This window comes from Streptohalobacillus salinus, assembly GCF_003201605.1.
Taxonomy (GTDB): domain Bacteria; phylum Bacillota; class Bacilli; order Bacillales; family Amphibacillaceae; genus Streptohalobacillus; species Streptohalobacillus salinus.
This window is the reverse complement of sequence record NZ_QJJR01000004.1, coordinates 135,374-155,945: the sequence shown is the minus strand read 5'-3', so window position 1 is coordinate 155,945 and position 20,572 is coordinate 135,374. Positions and strand designations below refer to the sequence as shown.

Annotated in this window: 23 protein-coding genes; all 23 read right to left on the bottom strand. The window is 39.2% G+C overall.

The features are described from left to right. Window positions 1-686 precede the first annotated feature (686 nt). On the bottom strand, window positions 687-1,091 hold the full coding sequence (gene mgsA / locus DES38_RS05185; RefSeq protein WP_110251035.1) for a methylglyoxal synthase: 405 nt from the start codon (window positions 1,089-1,091) through the stop codon (window positions 687-689). Window positions 1,092-1,128: 37 nt separating this feature from the next. After that, complete coding sequence (gene dapB, locus DES38_RS05180; RefSeq protein WP_110251034.1) at window positions 1,129-1,938, bottom strand: 4-hydroxy-tetrahydrodipicolinate reductase; 810 nt, start codon at window positions 1,936-1,938, stop codon at window positions 1,129-1,131. A gap of 4 nt (window positions 1,939-1,942) precedes the next feature. Next, complete coding sequence (locus DES38_RS05175; protein WP_110251033.1) at window positions 1,943-2,278, bottom strand: nucleotide pyrophosphohydrolase; 336 nt, start codon at window positions 2,276-2,278, stop codon at window positions 1,943-1,945. A gap of 125 nt (window positions 2,279-2,403) precedes the next feature. Next, complete coding sequence (gene lhaT / locus DES38_RS05170; RefSeq protein ID WP_484421907.1) at window positions 2,404-2,982, bottom strand: lipoprotein heptaprenylglyceryl N-acetyltransferase LhaT; 579 nt, start codon at window positions 2,980-2,982, stop codon at window positions 2,404-2,406. 32 nt (window positions 2,983-3,014) lie between these two features. Further along, window positions 3,015-3,581: a ReoY family proteolytic degradation factor gene (locus DES38_RS05165; protein WP_110251031.1), complete on the bottom strand. Its 567-nt coding sequence runs from the start codon at window positions 3,579-3,581 to the stop codon at window positions 3,015-3,017. Between the two features lie 15 nt (window positions 3,582-3,596). Further along, window positions 3,597-4,859 (bottom strand): tetratricopeptide repeat protein, encoded by a 1,263-nt coding sequence (locus DES38_RS05160; RefSeq protein WP_110251030.1) that lies wholly within the window; start codon window positions 4,857-4,859, stop codon window positions 3,597-3,599. A 103-nt stretch (window positions 4,860-4,962) separates the two neighbouring features. After that, on the bottom strand, window positions 4,963-6,255 hold the full coding sequence (gene aroA / locus DES38_RS05155; RefSeq protein WP_110251029.1) for a 3-phosphoshikimate 1-carboxyvinyltransferase: 1,293 nt from the start codon (window positions 6,253-6,255) through the stop codon (window positions 4,963-4,965). 14 nt (window positions 6,256-6,269) lie between these two features. Further along, complete coding sequence (locus DES38_RS05150) at window positions 6,270-7,367, bottom strand: prephenate dehydrogenase (protein ID WP_110251028.1); 1,098 nt, start codon at window positions 7,365-7,367, stop codon at window positions 6,270-6,272. Continuing rightward, on the bottom strand, window positions 7,364-8,467 hold the full coding sequence (hisC, locus tag DES38_RS05145; protein WP_110251027.1) for a histidinol-phosphate transaminase: 1,104 nt from the start codon (window positions 8,465-8,467) through the stop codon (window positions 7,364-7,366). The genes DES38_RS05150 and hisC overlap by 4 nt, the downstream gene beginning before the upstream one ends. Before the next feature lie 13 nt (window positions 8,468-8,480). Continuing rightward, entirely contained in the window at window positions 8,481-8,846 is a 366-nt protein-coding gene (gene aroH, locus DES38_RS05140) for a chorismate mutase (protein ID WP_110251026.1), read from the bottom strand. Continuing rightward, a complete protein-coding gene (aroB, locus tag DES38_RS05135) occupies window positions 8,843-9,922 on the bottom strand; it encodes a 3-dehydroquinate synthase (protein WP_110251025.1) in 1,080 nt (359 codons plus the stop codon). The genes aroH and aroB overlap by 4 nt, the downstream gene beginning before the upstream one ends. Further along, the gene (aroC, locus tag DES38_RS05130) at window positions 9,922-11,088 is read right to left on the bottom strand and encodes a chorismate synthase (protein ID WP_110251024.1); all 1,167 of its coding nucleotides are present in this window, start codon (window positions 11,086-11,088) and stop codon (window positions 9,922-9,924) included. Before aroC ends, aroB begins: the two co-directional genes overlap by 1 nt. Window positions 11,089-11,310: 222 nt before the next feature. Beyond that, a complete protein-coding gene (locus DES38_RS05125; protein WP_146206354.1) occupies window positions 11,311-11,637 on the bottom strand; it encodes a hypothetical protein in 327 nt (108 codons plus the stop codon). A gap of 46 nt (window positions 11,638-11,683) precedes the next feature. Continuing rightward, entirely contained in the window at window positions 11,684-12,454 is a 771-nt protein-coding gene (locus DES38_RS05120) for a CheR family methyltransferase (protein WP_110251022.1), read from the bottom strand. Between the two features lie 85 nt (window positions 12,455-12,539). Next, entirely contained in the window at window positions 12,540-13,961 is a 1,422-nt protein-coding gene (locus DES38_RS05115) for a polyprenyl synthetase family protein (protein WP_110251021.1), read from the bottom strand. Then, complete coding sequence (mtrB, locus tag DES38_RS05110) at window positions 13,939-14,154, bottom strand: trp RNA-binding attenuation protein MtrB (protein ID WP_110251020.1); 216 nt, start codon at window positions 14,152-14,154, stop codon at window positions 13,939-13,941. The genes DES38_RS05115 and mtrB overlap by 23 nt, the downstream gene beginning before the upstream one ends. Window positions 14,155-14,226: 72 nt before the next feature. After that, window positions 14,227-14,499, bottom strand: coding sequence for an HU family DNA-binding protein (locus tag DES38_RS05105; RefSeq protein ID WP_110251019.1), 273 nt, complete (start codon window positions 14,497-14,499; stop codon window positions 14,227-14,229). 355 nt (window positions 14,500-14,854) lie between these two features. Further along, the gene (locus DES38_RS05100; protein WP_110251018.1) at window positions 14,855-15,913 is read right to left on the bottom strand and encodes an NAD(P)H-dependent glycerol-3-phosphate dehydrogenase; all 1,059 of its coding nucleotides are present in this window, start codon (window positions 15,911-15,913) and stop codon (window positions 14,855-14,857) included. A 10-nt stretch (window positions 15,914-15,923) separates the two neighbouring features. Continuing rightward, window positions 15,924-17,234 carry a ribosome biogenesis GTPase Der gene (gene der, locus DES38_RS05095; RefSeq protein ID WP_110251017.1) on the bottom strand — a complete coding sequence of 437 codons (1,311 nt, stop codon included), beginning with the start codon at window positions 17,232-17,234 and terminating at the stop codon, window positions 15,924-15,926. Window positions 17,235-17,379: 145 nt separating this feature from the next. Beyond that, the gene (gene rpsA / locus DES38_RS05090; protein ID WP_110251016.1) at window positions 17,380-18,525 is read right to left on the bottom strand and encodes a 30S ribosomal protein S1; all 1,146 of its coding nucleotides are present in this window, start codon (window positions 18,523-18,525) and stop codon (window positions 17,380-17,382) included. Between the two features lie 93 nt (window positions 18,526-18,618). Then, the gene (locus tag DES38_RS05085) at window positions 18,619-19,200 is read right to left on the bottom strand and encodes a lysophospholipid acyltransferase family protein (protein WP_110251015.1); all 582 of its coding nucleotides are present in this window, start codon (window positions 19,198-19,200) and stop codon (window positions 18,619-18,621) included. After that, entirely contained in the window at window positions 19,201-19,875 is a 675-nt protein-coding gene (gene cmk / locus DES38_RS05080; RefSeq protein WP_110251159.1) for a (d)CMP kinase, read from the bottom strand. A gap of 37 nt (window positions 19,876-19,912) precedes the next feature. Further along, window positions 19,913-20,572 carry a flagellar brake protein gene (locus tag DES38_RS05075; RefSeq protein ID WP_110251014.1) on the bottom strand — a complete coding sequence of 220 codons (660 nt, stop codon included), beginning with the start codon at window positions 20,570-20,572 and terminating at the stop codon, window positions 19,913-19,915.

The window sequence follows — 20,572 nt, the reverse complement described above, 5'->3', positions numbered from 1 at the left end:
CATTTACTTGTGTCATAGGTACCGGCTTTACAATGATTGGTTTCATGATCGTGACCTCCTTTTCGTTTATTTAATCAATAATCAAAGTATAGTCCTATCATACTTATCCGTCAACAGAAAAAAGCAAAAAAGACAAAAAAGTGCATAATATCCCAATTTCATCGTGAATGCGGGATGACCGTTAGTAAAAAGAGAGGCTTAAAGTCATCGATGATCCTTCATTACATAAAGATACCAGCTAGTATATAGCTTAAGCGACCGTAGTAATCGCTTGTGAGCAAGGTAACTGTCAATAGCAGACGACGCAATTACTCACCCTATCTTCAGAAAGTGCTATCGTTATAGCAAGCTTACTTATCCATTTACCTATAATTTACGGTTCAATCACTTATTGTTTTCATTTCAGATTTTCCTCGTAATCCTGTATCAAGAAAATTATTTTGCGTACGCTAAATAGTGATTCTTTAATCACAATCGCACGCGCTATAGGCAATGCGATAATTATTATGACGTTTAAAAACAAAAAATTAGACGCGTAGATATAAAAGTGTTGGTCGAGGACACATCACCCAATTTTTTGACGAAATAATTATGAACTAAAAGTTAAGCTTCCTGTAATAATAGACAAAAATAAAAAGCTAAGAAAAAAACTTAGCTTTTTACCTGGTAAATTTATTATGTTTTATTTACGCTTCATCTCTTGCAATTGTTCGCCAAGAAAAGAATCCGGCTTCAAGTGCACGAATCATGACTTCAGCACCAGCAAGATTTGTTACTAATGGAATTTCATAAACATCGCACAGCCGCATCAAAGCACTAATGTCTGGCTCGTGTGGTTGAGCGGTTAGCGGATCTTTAAAGAAAATAACCAAATCCATTTCATTTTCTGATATTTTTGCGCCAATTTGCTGGTCACCACCAAGTGGACCTGATTTAAAGCGGTGAATATCAAGACCTGTTGCTTCAGCAATTTTTTTACCTGTCGTTCCTGTCGCAAACAATTCATGTTCTTTTAAAATATGTCGATATGAAATTGAAAAATTTATGATTGACTCTTTCTTCTTATCATGTGCAATTAACGCGATTTTCATGATTACATTCGCCTCTTTTCATTTGATTAACGCTGTTTTAGTCATTGTCCATCATCAAGTGTTCGAGACCATAGACCAGTTTGTCCAGTCCCATCACATGATCAATCGCAAACTTAATGCCAGACATAAATGACTCACGATGCAAGGAATCATGTTTAATCGTTAAGTTCTCACCAGGTCCGGCAAAAATGACTTCTTGGTGGGCAACTAACCCCGGAAGACGTACGCTATGGATCCGCATGCCGTCGTAATCTGCGCCTCGCGCCCCATCAATTGTTTCATGTTCATCTGGATGACCTTGCGTTTTTTGTTTACGTGTTTCTTGAATCAATTCAGCCGTCTTTACAGCTGTACCTGAAGGTGCATCAAGTTTTTGATCATGATGTTTCTCTATGATCTCAACATCTGGGAAATACTTTGCAGCCATTTTAGAAAACTGCATCATAAGTACGGCACCCATCGCAAAATTCGGTGCAATAACTGCACCTAGCTTTTGTTCGCTACATTGCGCGGATAACGTGTCAATCTCCTCTTTAGTGAAACCTGTCGTGCCAACAACGGGGCGAACACCGTGCTTAATCGCTGCTGCGGTATGCTTATAGCCGACTTTGGGTGAAGTTAAATCAATCAGAACATCCGCCTCAACGTCAGTTAAACATACCTCAATATCATCATAGAACACTGCGTCAAAATCGGGCAATCCAGCAACTTCACTCACTTTTTGTCCTGTATGTTGGAGATCAACACAAGCAACAAGTGTCAAATCATCATGTTTCTTTATCATATGTAACGCTTCACTACCCATTTTTCCACTCGCACCTGCGACAACTACTTTTATTTTTTCCATTTGCTCACTCCTCTTTTTTGGTCCAACGTGTCTGATCGCGTGTTTCTATTTTAGACATGGCCCGGTCAAACGCTTCACTAAGGTCAATATCTAGCGCATTCGCAAACGATAATAACACAAAAAACACATCGCCAACTTCATCTTCAATGGTATTGTTATCTTCTGAATTCTTTTTCGGTTTCTCACCGTGGTAATGGTTAACCTCACGGGCAAGTTCACCAATTTCCTCTGTGAAACGAGCCATCATAGCTAAAGGTGAAAAATAACCTTCATCGAACTGTGAGATGAATTGATCAACTCTTTCTTGCATTGCTGTTACATCAGTTGATGGATTAGTCATAAGGCACTCACGATCACGTAAGTGATTCAACTCCTTCACTTAGATATTTGAATCATACGTCGTTTTCATTGTACAAAAATTCTGTCAATATGACAATCTTTCAGCATACTTCATTCTGACTAACCTTAGCTAACGTTTACCTTTTTCTTTAGATAATAAACCATGCCCAGGGTAACAATCGATAGCCAAAACGTGAAATAGCCGATTTCATACATATAATCTGACAACGAATGGTACCGTGGCATCATACTAAATAAATAATCAATCGCATCGTTGTGTAAGGTCCATACGGCTGTAATGGCTAAGTGCCACCACTTAAAACGATAGACCGGGAGATAGAGCAACCCTTGAATGGCCATTGCGCCATGCGAGAAAATCAGCATATAGCCAGCTGGCGAGAGCGATCCATTGACGACTAATGTCAAAAGGTTCATGACAACCGCCCAAATCCCGTACTTAAATAAAGTAACAACAGCTAAAGCCTCGATTAGTGGGACATGTTTATTAAAGAGGTAGCACCCGATAAAAATAGTAAAAAATAAACTTGCTGTCGGTGAGTCAGGAACAAAGATTAAAAAATACCACGGGGTATCACTTAATTGTGGGCCGTACCAAATGTAGCCGTAAACGGTACCGAAAAAGTTAATGACAAATAAAACAATAAGAAAGGCACGTTGCCTTAAGAGATAATTAATTGTTTGGATCATGTTAGTATACCTTCTCTTTTCATGATGGGTTAATTTCTCAAACCATGCACCTGATCTTTATCAACTTGCAGGCTTTTAAGTTGTGCTGAGTAAAGTAGAAAAGCCGCTTCATCATTGCGATCTAACGCTGCATCGATTTGTGTTTGAATTGCCCGCTTCTGACTTTCATATAGCGAGGTTTCTAACCAGTTATCAATCGATTGCTTATCATCATCTGAAAGGTAAAAATCCCATGGCAAATACGGGTTCTCTTCAAGTACTTTCATGTAATGAATGTCACGCTTTCGATTTAAAAAATCTAATTCAATATAAAGTGGTTCATGTTTATTCATACGCATGTCATGAAACGCTTTTTCGACATCCGTACTGACTAACTTGTCTTTATAAAAAACAAAAGCGGGCCGATCTGAGCACTCTGCTGCAATAAACAATCCGCGCTCACACACATTTACTTCAAAGACAAAATGGACATGACTTAAAATTTGATGGTGTTTCAACAAATAGTTAAGCAACCAAAGTACTTCTTTTTGCTTGACACGGTAATGAATTAAAAAATGCTCAATAAAGGCATGTTTTTCAATCACTGATAAATCCATGATATACCCTTCCTTCTAGCTGTCTAATTGATCATTTAAGCGATCAAGGTATTGTTCCACTTCTGTATCCGTTGGCTCAAGCGCTAAGTATTCAGCTAACACATGCGTGGCCTCTTTTTGATGCCCCTCTTCGATAAGGAAATAACCATAAGCTTTTAAGAAATCCGCATCTTCTTTGAAATCTGGATAGGCTTCGCTGTAATAGCGGAACGCTTTTGGATAATTTTCTTCTGCTTCATAAGCTTTAGCAAGTTCCCACTTATAATACCCTTCTGCCTCACCTTGCTCTAAGATGTGGGTCAATAATTCAATGATTGCTTCTTCGTCGCCATCTTCTCGGTAATTCTCAATTAAGAACAAGACGGCTTCTTTATATCCAGGGTCAACAGCAACAGCTTCACGCGCATATTGATAACTATTTTCTGCTTCACCCGTTCGACGAGCGAGAGCTGCAATCGTTAATAACAACTCTTTATTTAACGGATCAAATTCGAGCCCTTTTTTACTAATCGCGTATGCTTCTTTAATTAAGCCTTCTTCTTCATAAGCATCGGCAAGATAAGGGTATACTGACGCATATTCAGGATCTAAATCAATCAACGTCTCCCATGCTTTAATTGCAATATCATAGCGATGCGACTGGAACCCAACAAAACCATATCGGAAAAGATGCTCTGGGTCATCAGTATAGACGGTTTGATAATGTTCAAGCGCATGTTCAAATTCTCCTACATTAGCATATGTCTCTGCTAAACGTAAGTCAATCGCAACATCTGCAATTTGATCCTTTTCTTGCTTCACTTTTTGATAATGAACCAGTGCTTTTTGATAATCCCCCGTTGAAAAGGCTAATTCTGCTCGAGCAAAATCAATCAAAATTTCATGGGGTGCCAACCGTTTTGCTTCAAGTAACTTTCGTTCAGCAACTTCAAAAAGGCCTTGTGCTTGGTATAAATCAGCTGCTGTGAGTAAACTCGGTAAATAATAATCATCTTCAGGATCAATTTCCGCCAGTAAATCAAGCGCTTCTTGATCTTCCTCTAAATCAATACAAACCTCACTAAGTACCCACTTTAATTCCGTTTCAGATGGAAACCTCAGTGATAAATCCATTAAAATTGCTTTCGCCTCTTTTAAGAAACCAAGTTGCACATATAAATCACTAATCACAAACAATTCATCATCATTTGCTTTCGGTTTAATTTGATCCAGCAAAAGTAACGCTTCTTCTGTTTTATTTTCTTCAATCATTTGTATTGCTTGATAGACATCTTCCATATTCAACAACCTTCCCTTAAACGAATAGTTTAATCATATCGAATTGTCGGCAGGTTTTCAATCAAAATGCCAAGTGACTGATATCACTTGGCATTAAATATGGTTATCTATTTTGTAACAGCGCTAAATGATCGAAAAATTGTGGATAAGAGACATTGATTGCCGCAGCATCGGTCAAAATTACAGTCCCTTCGGCAATGAGTGATGCGACTGCGATCATCATTCCAATTCGATGATCACCATAGGAATCAAGCGTAGCACCATGAAGCGGTGTCGGCCCCTCAATTACCATACCATCAGCCGTTGCGACAATGTTTGCTCCCATGGCTGTTAACGTATCAACAACGGTTTGAATCCGGTCTGTTTCTTTAAAACGTAATTCTTCTGCATCTTTAATAACCGTGCGCCCTTCTGCTTGCGTCGCTAACAGTGCAAGAATTGGTATTTCATCAATCATCCGTGGAATGATCTCACCTTCAATGACACTTGCTTTTGCGACTTGATGTTGAATGTTGATTTCACCAATCACTTCACCACCGACGTGCGCAGTCTCAGCAATATCAAGTGAAACACCCATCGTTTCAATCGCATCTAAAATACCTGTTCGCGTCACATTTAACCCCACATCTTTAATGGTGATCTCGCTATCTTTTACCAAAAGTGCAGCTACGATAAAGAAAGCCGCTGAAGAAATGTCACCAGGCACTTGAATTGCTGTTCCACGAAGAGATTGCTGGCCTTTTATGGTAATCGCAAGGCCATTCACGTTCACTTCCGCGCCAAATGCTTGTAACATATTCTCCGTGTGATCGCGGGTCTTTGTTGTTTCGATAACGGTTGTCTCACCTTCAGCAAGCAGTCCCGCAAGCAGCACGCCTGACTTTACTTGTGCACTCTTTACTTTCGGTCGAAAGGTAATCGGTTGTAACACTTGGCCTCTCACGGCAATTGGTAAGTACTTTCCCTGTTCACGTCCATCAATTAACGCCCCCATCTCCCGAAGAGGGTCATTAATTCGGTCCATCGGCCTTTTCGTTAACGATTGATCACCAAAAAGTGTCGTGTGAAAGTCAAGGCCGCTTAAAACCCCAAGTAAAAGACGCGCTGTTGTCCCAGAGTTACCTAAATCAATGGGTACGTTCGGTTCCTTTAATTCATGATAGCCTTTACTCCGAATAATGACGCGCTCACCGGTCTGTTCAATATCAACCCCCATAGCTCGAAAGGCAGCGATGGTTGTTAAGCAATCTTCACCTGTGAGAAAATTGGTAATTTCCGTGATACCCGTCGCCAGTGAACCAAAAATTATTGACCGGTGTGAGATTGATTTATCACCAGGTACGGCTAGAGTGCCAACTAATTGATTTGTCGTTTTGTTCAGATGTACGGTATTCATGTTACGCATCCCCTTTACGCTTCTAACATTGTTTCATAGCCTTCTTTAACGAGTAATCGATGACTGGCTAATTGATCCTCTTGTGATGTGAAGCTGATTCGCAAAACACCTGTAATGCCTTCTCTTATTTCTAGAATTTCAATATTTTTAATACTAATGCTTGCTTTAGCTAACAATGAAATAACTTTTTCTAATGCTCCGGATTGGTCAAAGATATCAACATACAAATCATAAAAAGCAGGGATTGCCCCTTTTCCCTTACGATCTAACCCGTCACGATATTCCCGTGCTTGTTCTAAGTAATGATACATCGCTGCTTGATCATCATGGTCAAGCAGCGTTTTTAATGTTTTCATTTCATGCATCCAATCGTCGATCAATCGTGATAATATCGTTTTATTTTGAAAGAAAATATCTTGCCACATGCTGGGGTTACTCGAGGCAATTCGGGTAATGTCTCTAAAACCACCAGCGGCTAAGGTTGGGATCATGGGGTGTTTTTCTTGCCACGTATGGGCTTGATTAACTAGCGCAGACGCAACAAGGTGTGGAAAATGTGAAATAACTGACGTCATTTCATCATGCTCCATCGCATCCAGTACCACAAATTTAGACTGGGTTGATTGCAATAAGTTTTTCAGCTGCGCAATGTGTTCATCGGTTGCCTTTTTTGTCGGTGATAACACATAAATTGCATTTTCAAACAAGTGACTTTTTGCTGCTTGAATTCCCTTCTTATGGGATCCAGCCATCGGGTGCCCACCAATAAAGGTAACATATGGCGATGCAATCGATTCAGCCATTGCCATAACATTTCCTTTTACACTTGCAACATCGGTAATAACGATGGGACGCTTAAACGGCATTGTTTTAATGCGTGCGATGAGGTCGACAGTAATCGAGACCGGACAGGCGAGAATACAGACATCTGCTTGTTGAATTGCTCGTTCAAAATCTGATGTTACGTGATCAACAATCTGTTGATCTTTGGCATATTTCAACGTTTGTGGATCGTGATCATACCCGGTTAACTCATGCAAGGTATGATTTTTTAAGTTCGCTGCTAACGAACCACCAATTAAACCGAGACCAGCGATTAATACCTTCTTCAAACCGTATCATCCTCAAGGGCACGTAAAAATGTTTTAATATGTGCTTCGAGTAACAACATATCATCCTTTTTACCAATAGTAATTCGTACAGAATTAGGGATACCTAACGCTTCACCTGAGCGCACAATGAAGCCATTCTTCAACAAGTAGTCAAACATTGAATCCCCAGAAACAGGTAGCTTAACTAAGACGAAATTGGTTTCACTGTCATAGTAGTCTAGATCCATCCGATCTAAAAATTCCATAAATTCAAATTTATTACGATTGGTTGTCTTAACTGTTTCCGTAATGAACGTTTGATCACGATATGCTTCAAGCGCAGCAAATTGCGCTAATTTAGTCGTATTAAATGGTCCTCTGGCAATGTTCAAGATATTTGCAACAGTCATATCACAAACCCCAAATCCAATGCGAAGACCAGCAAGCCCATAAGCTTTTGAGAAGGTACGTAAAACGACAAGGTTAGGATATTCTTTGATATAGGAAAGAGAGTCTGGTGCATCATCCGCACTAATATATTCTACATAAGCCTCATCCATCACCACCATCACATCACGCGGACATGCCTCTAAAAACGTTTCTAATGAAGGCTGATTAATGATGCATCCAGTGGGATTGTTTGGTGAGCATAACCATACCACACGTGTATTCTCGTCAATCGCATCCAACATGCCTTGTAAGTCATGATAGCCATTAATTAAAGGAATTTCTTTACTCGTAGCACCTTGAATGATTGCATTATGTTTATATTGCGGAAACGTTGGCGTTGCCATGATCGTATTGTCACCTTCATCTAAATAACTGCGACAAATAAAATCAATCACCTCATCCGAACCACAACCAAAAACAAGTTGATCACCGTCAATATTTAAATCTTGACTAATCTCTTCACGAATAGCTGTTGCATAACCATCTGGATAAAGCTCAAAGTGATTGGCTGAATCCTTTACGACTTGATCCACTTTACTGGAATAACCAAACGGATTTTCATTCGAGGCTAATTTAATAATTCGGTCCAGACCTAGTTCACGCTTTACCTCTTCAATTTGTTTTCCTGGTTTATATGCTGACATGCCATTAAATACTGATTTTGCCTTCATTGCATTCTCCCCTTTACTCATCCAATAAATCTGGTCGTAATTGTCGTGCATCGTGTTGATATATGTGTTTGATTGCCTGTTGTTCTTTTGAGGTATTTACTGTCATCATCACTCTTATACAATAAGGTAATCCCCCAGGTACTGACATTTCTTTCGTGCACATAACAGGAACAAACTGCCAACCCGGTAATTCTCTAATTGGCCGGGCGGGAAATGCTTGATCAATGTCATCTGTGACAGATACGATCACATGGGCCACGTCTTCGGGTTCAATCTTGTTTTTCTCTATCATGGTTTTTACAAGAGCTTCAGTTTGAGAATGGATGATTTTTGCATCGTTAGCCTCTACCGTGGTTGCACCTCGAATCCCACGAATCATCGAATCACCATCTTTCTCATGAATTCATCTAACCACTGTGACAATCGGGGTTCGTCCATATCGACCATAACCGGCTTCCCTAATTCTTCGAGTAAAACCATAGTGACGGTATCATTTTTTGATTTCTTATCACGTTTCATACGATTAATTAACGTTTGCGTAGTGATTTTGGGTAAACTTAGTGGGTAATTATTACGTTCTAACCATTGGAAGAAAGCCGTTCTTGGCAAGTCAACTTGAAAGGTCTTCTCACTCACCTCTAGAGCAAATAACATTCCAATCGCAACTGCTTCACCATGTGTTAAAACACCATAACCAAGTTCAGCTTCTAAAGCATGGCCTAAAGTATGACCAAAATTTAAAAACTGGCGAATGTTTGACTCTTTTTCGTCTAATTCAACAATATTTGCTTTTACACGAATACCCTGCAATAAATCACGCATGAGCGCTTCATCATTTAGTTGTTCGCCAAGTTGAACGGACTGAATCGTATTCCAAAATGGTGGGTGATGAATCATGCTGTGCTTAGCAATTTCCGCATACCCAGAACGAATTTCCGTAAATGGAATGGTGTGAAGTGTATCGACATCATAGACGACTGCGACTGGTGGATAAAACGCACCAATTAAGTTCTTGCCTGCAGGGTGGTTAATCGCAACTTTCCCTCCGACACTCGAATCATGTGCTAAAATTGTTGTTGGCATCTGTAAAAAATCAACACCTCGCATGTACGTCGCTGCCACGAATCCAGCTAAATCACCAATCATGCCACCACCTAACGCAATAATCAAACCGTGACGATCGAGTCCTGAATCAATCAGTTCAGTCATAACATCAAAATATAGACGACTATTTTTTGATCCTTCCCCTGCGGGAACAATCGTATAAGAAACTTTGTATGTACTACTTAAATGATTAATCACATCATCTAAGTACAGCGGTGCAACATTGCTATCCGAAATAATATAGACATGACTATGTGTATTAGGAATAAAGGTCTTCAATTGAAAACGAAGACCTTTCCCAATCGATACGTCATAGTCATGCGTACTGGTTTTTATCGTAATGGTTTCCATTAAAAGCACCTTACTTCTTCACGGTATTGGTCAATCGCTACCTGTAGCTTTTCAAATTGATCATTAGGGAATTGTTCTAGAATCGCGCGGGCAATTTCAAATGCCACCACATGTTCCATTACAACTGCCGCTGCAGGAACCGCACATGAATCAGAACGTTCAATGCTCGCGTTGAATACTTCTTTCGTCTCGATATCCACACTTTGCAAGGGTTTATACAGCGTAGGAATCGGCTTCATTACACCTTTAACTACAATTGGCATCCCTGAGGTCATTCCACCTTCAAACCCTCCTAAATTGTTCGTACGGCGCTTAAATCCTTCTTCTTCTGACCAGATGATTTCATCATGGACTTTACTCCCCGGTCTACGACTAGCTTCAAAACCAATTCCAAATTCAACACCTTTAAACGCATTGATACTTTGCACCGCAAAAGCAATTCGCGCATCCAATTTTCGATCATAGTGCACATAAGAACCAATGCCAGCAGGCATGCCTTCTACATGTACTTCACAGATACCTCCAATTGAATCGCCGTCTTTTTTCGCTTGATCTATAGCATCTTTCATCTGTTGCTCAACCGTCTTATCCAAACATCGCACCGATGATGCTTCTGACTGTTCAATCTTTTCTTCCATTGACAATTCTGGTTTATCTTGCGCAGTAATCCCAGCAATTTCATGAACAAATCCAACAATGTTTATTCCCAAATGATTAAGCATTGTTTTGGCGACCGCTCCAGCTGCTACACGCGCTGCCGTTTCCCGCGCAGATGAACGTTCCAGAATGTTTCGCATATCACGGTGACCATACTTGATTGCACCGTTTAAATCCGCATGACCTGGTCTCGGACGAGAAACTGTCCGTCTAATTTCTTTATCTACATCAACGGGGTCTTCACCCATGATATCTTCCCAATGTTTGAAATCATCATTTTTCACAACCATTGCAATCGGTGAACCTAACGTATAACCGTGACGAACACCCCCACAAATATCAACAAGATCTTTTTCAATTTGCATGCGTTTACCACGCCCATGACCTTTTTGTCGCCTTAAAAGTGACGCATTTATATTTGCGGATGTAAGTGGCATACCCGCAGGTACACCCTCAACAATCGTTGTTAATTGTTTACCATGTGATTCTCCAGCAGTAAGATAGCGCATCATTTTTCCCCCAATTTATCTAATTTTAGATTAATATAACATATCTAACGGTGTCTGTGTGGATTAAATTGATAGATAATTCATTTTTTTCGAATATTTCGCCTTATTTTTATGCCGTGTACTATACGTATCTTTTCCATTATAACAAAAAAAGGCGGGCTCTGTTTAAGCATCCGCCTCAAATAATTAAAAACCACTTAACCTTTAACAGATCACACCCACTTATTTCGCTAAATGTCGCTCATAGACAAAATAGGAATAAAGACGAAAATAGATAGGGAAAATAACCAAAAAGGCGAGCCACTTTGTTTGACCATCCGCAAACAAGCCCCAACCAATGGCAAATATGATTGAAATGCCTACGCTCAAATTGTATGAAAAACCGTTAATTGGTGTACGTGAAACATAAAAAGCTTGAACACCTTTAAGTTCTTTTATATAGCAATGCTCATGATAAGCCAAGACTTCAAATAAAGAAACGGATGTCACTAACTCATCCTTAGATTTTATGATTGTATGGCAGTGGTCACATATTACCGGTTTACTCATAACAAGCCCCTTTTCTTTTTAACTTGCTTTTATCTTTTATGTCTACTTAATTTTTCTCATAAAAGAAGGTATCAAGTACTTTGAAATGGTATCGCTCCGGATTAAAAATTTGTTCGGTCGAGCCAACAAAAAAGACACCATGGTCATATAAGCTATCTGAAAACTTATGATAAATTTCACTTTTCGCTTCTTCAGTAAAGTAGATCATCACATTGCGACAGACAATTAAATCAAAACCCTTTGGATAGGGATCATTCAATAGATTGTGTTTTTTAAAGGTGATGGCTTCCTTTAACTTTTCATCTAAATAGAAAAGATTATCTTTATGCGTGAAATATTTATCTTTTAAAGCTTGTGGTACTTCTTTTAGAGCCCGTTCCGTATAAATGCCTTCTTTAGCTCGCGCTAAGATCTTATCATCAATATCAGTCGCAAGAATTTCAACGTTTTTTAAGTCCATTTGTTGGCTTAACATCATCGCAATTGTGTAGGGCTCATCTCCTGTTGAACAAGCAGCACTCCAAACCTTTAGTTTTTTATTGTGCTTGATCAACTCAGGAATTATCGTTTTTTCTAACACATCCCAGCGACTTTTATTTCTGAAAAATTCTGAAACATTGATTGTCATTTTATCCAGAAATTCAGCCATCATTGTCTGGTCTTTATCTAAAGCAGTGAAATAGGCACTAAAATCCTTAAATCCTCGTTTATCACGCAATGATGTTAAACGTCGTTTCATTTGAACTTCTTTGTATAAGCTTAGATTTATACCGGTTTTTTTATTAATCGAATTAATAAATTGTTGATAATCTGGCATAACTAGTTCCTCTTCTCTAACAATGATATTAAGCAATAATTGCTTTAAAGTCACCACCCTACTATGACTTTAAAACAAGCGAAAATTAACGTTTTATCCGTACCAAAAGCAAGCCACATAAACGCAAGTATGCTTGACGCTGGTCATGATTATTAAGTTTTTTCGCATGATGCATGCTCTTATTTAAATAGTGACGTTGCCATTTTTCTGTCGCATCCACTGCTTGTGAAAAAATTTCACCGGACTGCAAACTTGCTTCAATCACAGAATCACCTGTTTTAAAGTATAACTGTAAGTTTTCCCTAAACTGAGTTGTTTGACTGGCCATTAAATAGGGCATCGTTAAAAAACCATTTTGTAGATCGTAGCGTGTATCTTTCCCTGCCGCCCCGTCAGCTAACACATCTTTTAAATCATCCTTAATTTGATAACTCATCCCAAAATATTCACCAAATAGTCGAAGGTGTTTGAGTTGAACCGATGAGACATCCATTAATAATGCTGAGGCTTCGCTAACTGTCCGAATGAACATCGCTGTCTTATTATTAATTACACGTAGATAGCTTCTTAACGAGACATCCGTTTGATAGCGTAAAGCTTGTTGATCACATTCCCCCGTTGTTATTGATACCATCAACTGACTAATACATCGATGAATCTGATCGTTATTTATATCGGTTAAAACAAGTAAACTTTGAGTAAATAAATAATTTCCCAGTTTCAGAGCTTCTAAGTTCCCGACCCGGCGATGCAGGGCTTGTCCTTCCCGACGCGTGTTTGCTTGATCGATGATATCATCATGGATCAGACTTGCTGTATGTAAATATTCCACGACTACAGCTAATTTTAAAGCATCTGCGCTCAGATTAACCTCGCCATGTGTCAAATAGACCAGTAATGGTCGTAATTGCTTGCCGCTAATCAGCAGCTCAATAAGATTATCTTTTAAAGGTGTATCAAGACTTTCCACGCCGATAATTAATGCGTGTTTAAGTGCATTAAAAAAATCGCTTTCTGAATCAATAAGTGGTAACGGAAATGTCTGCGACTTCAACTCCGTGCCTTGCTCTTTCATCTTAGCTGCATCTACTTGTTTAAACCAAGTAAAAATCGCTGCATCAATGTCATTGCAATCCCCCGTGGCCAGGTCATATTTTTCTAACCCCTTTAAAACGGGCTGGTAGCGCTTTACAGATCTCGTTTCAACAAGATAAGCATAGAAACGCGCACTATAATAATCGCCTGCCAGTACTAGGTCTAAATCATTCTGACGACTAGCCATCTGTTGATGAGCAAGTAGCGAGCGTCTTAAACAAATCAGTGCGCCTACCTCTTGATTAGTCAGTGCGTTAAACCATAACACGGTCGTCATTAATTGTTCAACAAATATGTGTTCTTTACGTCTATTTAACCAACTCAAATGAATAACCGGATGATGGTGACGGTCAACATCAGCGATTATTTCTTCTATGGTGAACGTATGATTACTCTGATTCTGTTTGACCATGACTCGTTTGAATTGTTGCTTTTCCTTTTATTTTCACTGCAGACGTATGGTCCGTGAATTGAACAACAAGCACTTCACCTTGATCTAGTTTTTCAGCATGATGAAATTTAGTTGCCTGACCTCTCGTAAGCCCAATCACTTGCACACCATTTTCTAACGCTTTAATAATCATAAAATCTGACTGCATCGCCATCGCTCCTCACGTGCTTTATTTGTAATAGAAAAAGGGTGCAGTAAACTGCACCCTTTTTACGCCCTATGTAAATTATTTTACGATTTCTTTAAGGGCTTTACCTGGTTTGAAAGCAGGTACTTTGCTCGCTGCGATTTCAATCTCAGCGCCAGTTTGTGGGTTACGGCCTTTACGGGCTGCACGTTCACGTACTTCAAAGTTACCAAAACCAATTAATTGTACTTTCTCACCATCTTTAAGTGAATCCATGATAGATTCAAAAACTGCATCTACAGCTTTTGTCGCATCTTTTTTAGATAGCTCGCTTTTTTCAGCAACAGCGTTAATTAGATCTGTCTTGTTCATGATATTCACCTCCTCCCGCATTTAAATTCGTGAAGCATTAGAATTTAAATGGTAATCATCCATTTGTTCACAAGTTTCTGTAATTCTACACTTCTTGTCATCAAGGAAATGATGACAAGCCTTATGATATACGACTTTTACCAGAAATTCAACAAAAATCGCAATAATAATTCAAAATATCCAGTTCTCGTCAAAAATATTTGAACTATTTCCCAATCGAGATAATACCACTTAAGTGATTTACAAATTACGTCGGCTTGCAATTATAAAAAGCTTATCATAGCAAGCCTTTCATTGCAAACGTTACCCATATATTTGCAGATTTTTAACGTAGTTTCAATTTAAGAAAGCTTAATTATTCGTTTGTTAAATATGCTTTTAAATAATGTGCTTTCAACATTTCATGAATTTCATCAGTTTCTGGTCGTTTCGTTCGCGTCATCAATTGATCAACCATTGCTTGCGCATCCGCATTTTCAAATAAAATTTGATAAATACCCGCGGTTATTGGCATATCAATCCCTTTTACTTTTGCTAAATGATAGGCAGCCTGTGCAGTTCGTACACCTTCGACGACCATTCCCATTTGTTCAAGAACATCATCTAAACTATTCCCTTTCGCAAGTAAATTTCCCGCACGCCAATTACGACTGTGCACACTCGTACATGTAACAATTAAGTCACCAATCCCAGTTAGACCAATAAACGTAAGTGGATCTGCGCCCATTGCTGTACCTAGTCGTGCAATTTCTGCTAAACCACGCGTAACAAGCGCAGCTTTTGCGTTATCACCATAGCCAAGGCCATCGGAAATACCAGCTCCTAGAGCAATAATATTCTTTAAAGAACCACCTAACTCAACACCCAAAACGTCTTTATTCGTATAGACACGAAAACGATCATTCATAAACAATTGCTGTGCATGTTCAGCACTCGCAATTGATTTTGATGAGGCACTGACGGTGGTTGGTTGTTTGACACTCACTTCTTCTGCGTGAGACGGTCCTGAAAGCACCACAATCTCATCATAACATGCAGCATCCAACTCTTCTTCCATCATTTCCGAAACGCGCTTAAACGTCTCCGGTTCGATTCCTTTTGTCCCATGAATTATCGTTACATGATGATCCAGAACCGCTTTGACTTGTTGACAAACCGGACGTATTGCTTTTGTCGGTAAGACGAAGACAACCGCACTCACCTCTTTAAGCGCAGCAACTAAATCGCTTGTTGCATGAATTGCTTCAGGTATGACAACATCTTTCAAATACGCTTTGTTTTGATGTGTTCGATTAATTTCTTCAGCATGTTCCGCCACATGGGTCCATAATCGTACCTCGTGACCATTATCATTTAGTACCATCGCGAGAGCCGTTCCCCAGCTCCCCGCACCTAAAACAGCGATTTTCTCCATACTATCACTCCTAACTTCTTCGACGCGCAAAGATTTTGATCGGTGTGCCTTCAAATCCAAATGCATCACGGATACGATTCTCTAAGAAACGTTCATATGAAAAGTGCATCAATTCCGGATCATTTACAAAAACGACAAAAGCAGGAGGTTTAACTGCCACTTGGGTTGTATAGAGAATTTTTAAACGACGTCCATGTGAGGTAGGGGTAGGATTCATCGCAACGGCATCCATAACCACATCATTTAACACATTTGTTTCGACACGACGGGCATGATTTTCACTTGCAACTAATACTTTAGGTATTAAGGTATGCAGGCGTTTTTTTGTCAATGCTGATAAGAATACGATTGGTGCATAGTCAAGGAATGGAAAGTGAACACGTACCTTTGCTTCAAAATCCTTCATTGCTTTTTCATCAGATTCAATGGTATCCCATTTATTCACAACAATCACAATTGCTTTACCCGCTTGGTGTGCATAGCCGGCGATTTTTTTATCTTGTTCGATAATGCCTTCATCTGCATCGATCAAGGTTAAAACAACATCTGAGCGTTCAATTGCTTTAAGGGCACGCAAGATACTGTAACGTTCGGTTGATTCATAAATCTTTCCACGCTTTCGCATACCTGCCGTATCGATAATAACAAAATCTTGCTCCTCTTTTGTAAATGGCGTGTCAATTGCATCACGTGTTGTGCCTGCAATTTCACTTACAATTACTCGCTCTTGTTGTAAGATCGCATTTACCAGTGATGATTTTCCAACGTTTGGTCGGCCAATCAAACTGAAATAGATGGTATCTTGATCTTTTGATTCCGTTTCTAGCGTCGGGAAATAGCTTACGACTTTATCCAACATATCACCGAGACCTAATCCATGTGTACCAGAGATTGGATAGGGTTCGCCAAATCCTAAACTATAAAACTCATATATTTCACTACGCATCTCAGGGTTATCTGTTTTGTTAACCGCTAGTACGACTGGTTTGTTTGATTTATACAAGATTTTCGCTACCTCTTCATCGGCTGCGGTAATGCCCTCACGGCCATTTACGATAAAGATGATAACATCTGCTTCACGAATCGCGACATCCGCTTGTTCGCGCATTTGAACCAATAACGGTTCGTCTCCTAGTTCGATACCACCGGTATCAATTAAATTAAATTCAGTTGTTAACCATTCTGCTTGTGCATAAATACGATCACGAGTGACGCCTGGGACATCCTCAACAATCGAAATACGCTCGCCTACAAGACGATTAAAAATTGTCGATTTACCAACATTCGGTCGACCTACAATTGCAACAATAGATTTACGCATGAAAGGTTCATCCTTTCTTTTATCCTTTATTGTTAGATACATCTAACTTATACAGTTTAGCAAAAGTTGCACCATTTAACAATCCATAATGCAAAATAGACATGCAGCAAGCTGCATGTCTAAAAAACTTCAAGATAAAGCGTAATTATTTTTTGAATTTATCAAGTTGATCACCAATCATATCACTGAATGAGAATCCTTGATCATCATCTTCTTTCTCATATGCTTTAAATTCTTTTTTGTTTTTTTCAGCTTCTAATTCTTTGATGCTTAATGAAATACGCTTGTCTTTCGGATTTACTTCAAGAACTTTCACATCAACCACTTGACCTTCTTCAAGTTTCTCTTGTGGTGTACCAATGTGCTCAGTAGAAATTTGCGAAATATGCACGAGACCTTCAACTTGTGGCAATACTTCAACAAATGCACCAAACTGCACTAAACGTTTCACTTTTCCTTCAACCACGTCACCTGGTTGAATCTTTTCAGCTACTTGTTCCCATGGGCCAGCTTGTGTCGCTTTCACTGATAACGAAATACGTTCTTTTTCTTTATCAACCGAAAGGATTTTAACTTTAATCGTTTCTCCCTCACTCACAACATCACTCGCTTTTTCAACATGTTCATGAGAAAGTTGAGAAATATGAACTAACCCATCAATGCCTCCTAAATCAACAAAGACACCAAAGTCAGTAAGACGCGCTACTTTGCCTTCAACAATCTGTCCTTCTTCTAACGTATCAAGAACTTCTTCTTTTTGTTTTGAAGTTTCTTCTTCAACCACCGCTCGGTGCGAAAGAATAACACGATTTTTCTCGCGATCTAATTCCTCTACTTTTAACGTTAATGTTTGGCCTTTATATTCTTCAAAATCATCAACAAAATGCGTTTCTACAAGTGAAGCAGGGATAAAACCACGTACACCTACATCAACGACAAGACCGCCTTTAACAACATCCTGGACAGTCGCTTCGAACACTTCACCTGCTGCTAATTTTGCTTCAAGTTCATCCCAAGCCTTTTCACTATCCACTGCACGTTTAGAAAGCACTGCTTTGCCTTCATCATCAATTTTAATGATTTTTAGTGTTAACTCATCATCCATATTTACCACTTCATTTGGTGACTCAATATGAATACTAGAAAGTTCATTAATAGGTACGACACCGTCGTCTTTTGAACCAAATGCAACCAAAACTGATTTGTCTTCAATCGCGACAACTTTTCCGGTTACAATTTCACCTGCTTCAAATGTTTTGAAATCTGATAAACTATTGTTCATTTCCTCCATCAAAAAAGCCTCCTTAGTTTACAACAAAAATTAAATCATCCAGTTTCTAAGTTCTAACATTTCAGTCAATTTGTCAAGTGATAACCATGTGATTTAACGATTATTTTCAATTAATTCAGATATTGCAGCCATTATTCTCTCCGTTACTTCTTTTGGATCGGCTTTTCGTTCGCGAAGTTCAGTCATATCAACTGGCGGACCATAAACAAGTTTCATTTGTCTACCAATCTTATATGGTCCAATTATAGCACATGGTACAACCACTGCATCTGATCGCAAAGCGAAAAAGCCAACGCCCGACATCCCTTTTTGTAGATCTCCTGTTTTGCTACGTGTGCCTTCCGGAAATAGTCCCAGCGCTTCACCATTCTTTAATAAGCCTAATGCCTTACGTAGCGCTTGTCGATCACTCATCCCGCGCTTGATTGGAAAAACTTTTAAACTCGTCATTAAGGCTGCTAACCATTTTTTATGAAATAATTCCTCTTTTGCAATAAAATGCACTTCTCGTTTAATTGAACTACCAAAAACAGGGGGATCCCAGTTCGAAATATGATTGGCACAAATGATTGCAGAACCTTCCTTTGGAATATATTCTCTTCCTTCAACCTTCATTCGAAAGAATGGTTTAAGTCCATACCAGACAACTGTTTTTACGAATTTTTGAAACGACATCTATTTCACCTTTTCTTGTATAATTTCTAGAATTAATTCTGTTACTTGTTCAATCGACATCGACGTCGTATCAAGCTCTATTGCATCGTCTGCCTTTATAAGCGGAGAAACAATGCGTTCTTGATCATGTTGATCACGTTTTCTAATTTCATCCTTTAATTGATCTAAGTCAGGTTCAAAACCTTTAGCCTTATTTTCATTGTAACGTCTTTCAGCACGTTCTTCTACAGAAGCAATCATAAAAATTTTAATCTCTGCATCTGGGATAACGTGCGTGCCAATGTCTCGACCGTCCATTACCACACCACGTTTTTCAGCCATTAATCGTTGTTGTTTAACCAATGCTTCACGAACCACACCGTGTGCAGCAACCTCCGACACGTTCTGTGTAACTTCATCTGAGCGAATCTCTTCCGTTACATCTTTACCGTTTACACGGACACGTTGGCCGTTCTCTGTGTGGCTCAGCTCCAGTTCAATTAATTCTACAATTTTTGCTAAAGCCTCTTCGCTCGCTAAATTAACGCCCTGACGTAAGGCAAGGTAAGTTACTGCGCGATACATTGCACCTGTATCGATATACGTATACTTTAATTGCTCGGCCACTTTTTTTGCCACGGTACTCTTTCCAGCTGCAGCCGGTCCATCAATAGCAATCGCTATTTTTTTGTTAATATTCATTTCAGTTGCTCCAATCTTTAACACGCGCTTTTTATCGGTTAGTTTGTCTACGGTTTTTTAATTGTGTTTCAAAACAATACTGAATTATTTTTTGTCGATCCTTTTCATCTATGTCGGTAAATTTCATCGATAAGGTCGCTGTCCGGTGATCTTTTTTTTGTTGTGTTCGAATTGCCTCAGTTGTCGCATAAATGTAATGATATTCAGTAGGTCCAGTGCGGAGAACGAGCACCGTTTTAAATGTTGTGCCCGGTTTAACTTTGATGCCATCTTTTAGATTTACGGCCACCCCACCCCCACTAATATCAGAGGTTAATGTTGAGAAGGAAGGGATTTCCATCCCTTGGTCTTCAAGGGCAATATCGATATTTGCATCAACGCGGACATATTCTCTGCGCTGGATTTTCTTCATTTTCTTTTCATCAAAATGCAACAACAACATCGGTAAATTCGCTTTCTTCCGGCCTTTAATTTCCGTAGAAAAATGAAATACCGCTTCTTGTTCACCGACGTAAAATGCTTCAAATGTTGTACCTTTCGGAAAAACATCGGTTCGCCCGGATTGTACATTTATTGGATAATCAATATAAAGGGTATGGCCTTGATGTTCGACAATACGGCATTTAAAGCGTGTCACTTCATCCTCTTTATTTCGTTGTTCTAACGTAAGGGTTGTCCCTATCTTTATCAT

Bases quoted from the DNA above. Each gene is read 5' to 3' on its own strand.
- DES38_RS05160 (WP_110251030.1), bottom strand. From the start codon at position 4,859: ATGGAAGATGTCTATCAAGCAATACAAATGATTGAAGAAAATAAAACA.
- DES38_RS05085 (WP_110251015.1), bottom strand. From the start codon at position 19,200: ATGTCGTTTCAAAAATTCGTAAAAACAGTTGTCTGGTATGGACTTAAA.
- rpsA (WP_110251016.1), bottom strand. From the start codon at position 18,525: ATGGAGGAAATGAACAATAGTTTATCAGATTTCAAAACATTTGAAGCA.
- mtrB (WP_110251020.1), bottom strand. From the start codon at position 14,154: ATGGCGATGCAGTCAGATTTTATGATTATTAAAGCGTTAGAAAATGGT.
- aroB (WP_110251025.1), bottom strand. From the start codon at position 9,922: ATGGAAACCATTACGATAAAAACCAGTACGCATGACTATGACGTATCG.
- DES38_RS05120 (WP_110251022.1), bottom strand. From the start codon at position 12,454: ATGCCAGATTATCAACAATTTATTAATTCGATTAATAAAAAAACCGGT.
- mgsA (WP_110251035.1), bottom strand. From the start codon at position 1,091: ATGAAAATCGCGTTAATTGCACATGATAAGAAGAAAGAGTCAATCATA.
- der (WP_110251017.1), bottom strand. From the start codon at position 17,234: ATGCGTAAATCTATTGTTGCAATTGTAGGTCGACCGAATGTTGGTAAA.
- DES38_RS05165 (WP_110251031.1), bottom strand. From the start codon at position 3,581: ATGGATTTATCAGTGATTGAAAAACATGCCTTTATTGAGCATTTTTTA.
- aroH (WP_110251026.1), bottom strand. From the start codon at position 8,846: ATGATTCGTGGGATTCGAGGTGCAACCACGGTAGAGGCTAACGATGCA.
- DES38_RS05125 (WP_146206354.1), bottom strand. From the start codon at position 11,637: ATGAGTAAACCGGTAATATGTGACCACTGCCATACAATCATAAAATCT.
- DES38_RS05105 (WP_110251019.1), bottom strand. From the start codon at position 14,499: ATGAACAAGACAGATCTAATTAACGCTGTTGCTGAAAAAAGCGAGCTA.
- hisC (WP_110251027.1), bottom strand. From the start codon at position 8,467: ATGAAGGCAAAATCAGTATTTAATGGCATGTCAGCATATAAACCAGGA.
- aroA (WP_110251029.1), bottom strand. From the start codon at position 6,255: ATGAATACCGTACATCTGAACAAAACGACAAATCAATTAGTTGGCACT.
- aroC (WP_110251024.1), bottom strand. From the start codon at position 11,088: ATGCGCTATCTTACTGCTGGAGAATCACATGGTAAACAATTAACAACG.
- DES38_RS05075 (WP_110251014.1), bottom strand. From the start codon at position 20,572: ATGATAAAGATAGGGACAACCCTTACGTTAGAACAACGAAATAAAGAG.
- DES38_RS05175 (WP_110251033.1), bottom strand. From the start codon at position 2,278: ATGACTAATCCATCAACTGATGTAACAGCAATGCAAGAAAGAGTTGAT.
- DES38_RS05100 (WP_110251018.1), bottom strand. From the start codon at position 15,913: ATGGAGAAAATCGCTGTTTTAGGTGCGGGGAGCTGGGGAACGGCTCTC.
- DES38_RS05115 (WP_110251021.1), bottom strand. From the start codon at position 13,961: ATGGTCAAACAGAATCAGAGTAATCATACGTTCACCATAGAAGAAATA.
- dapB (WP_110251034.1), bottom strand. From the start codon at position 1,938: ATGGAAAAAATAAAAGTAGTTGTCGCAGGTGCGAGTGGAAAAATGGGT.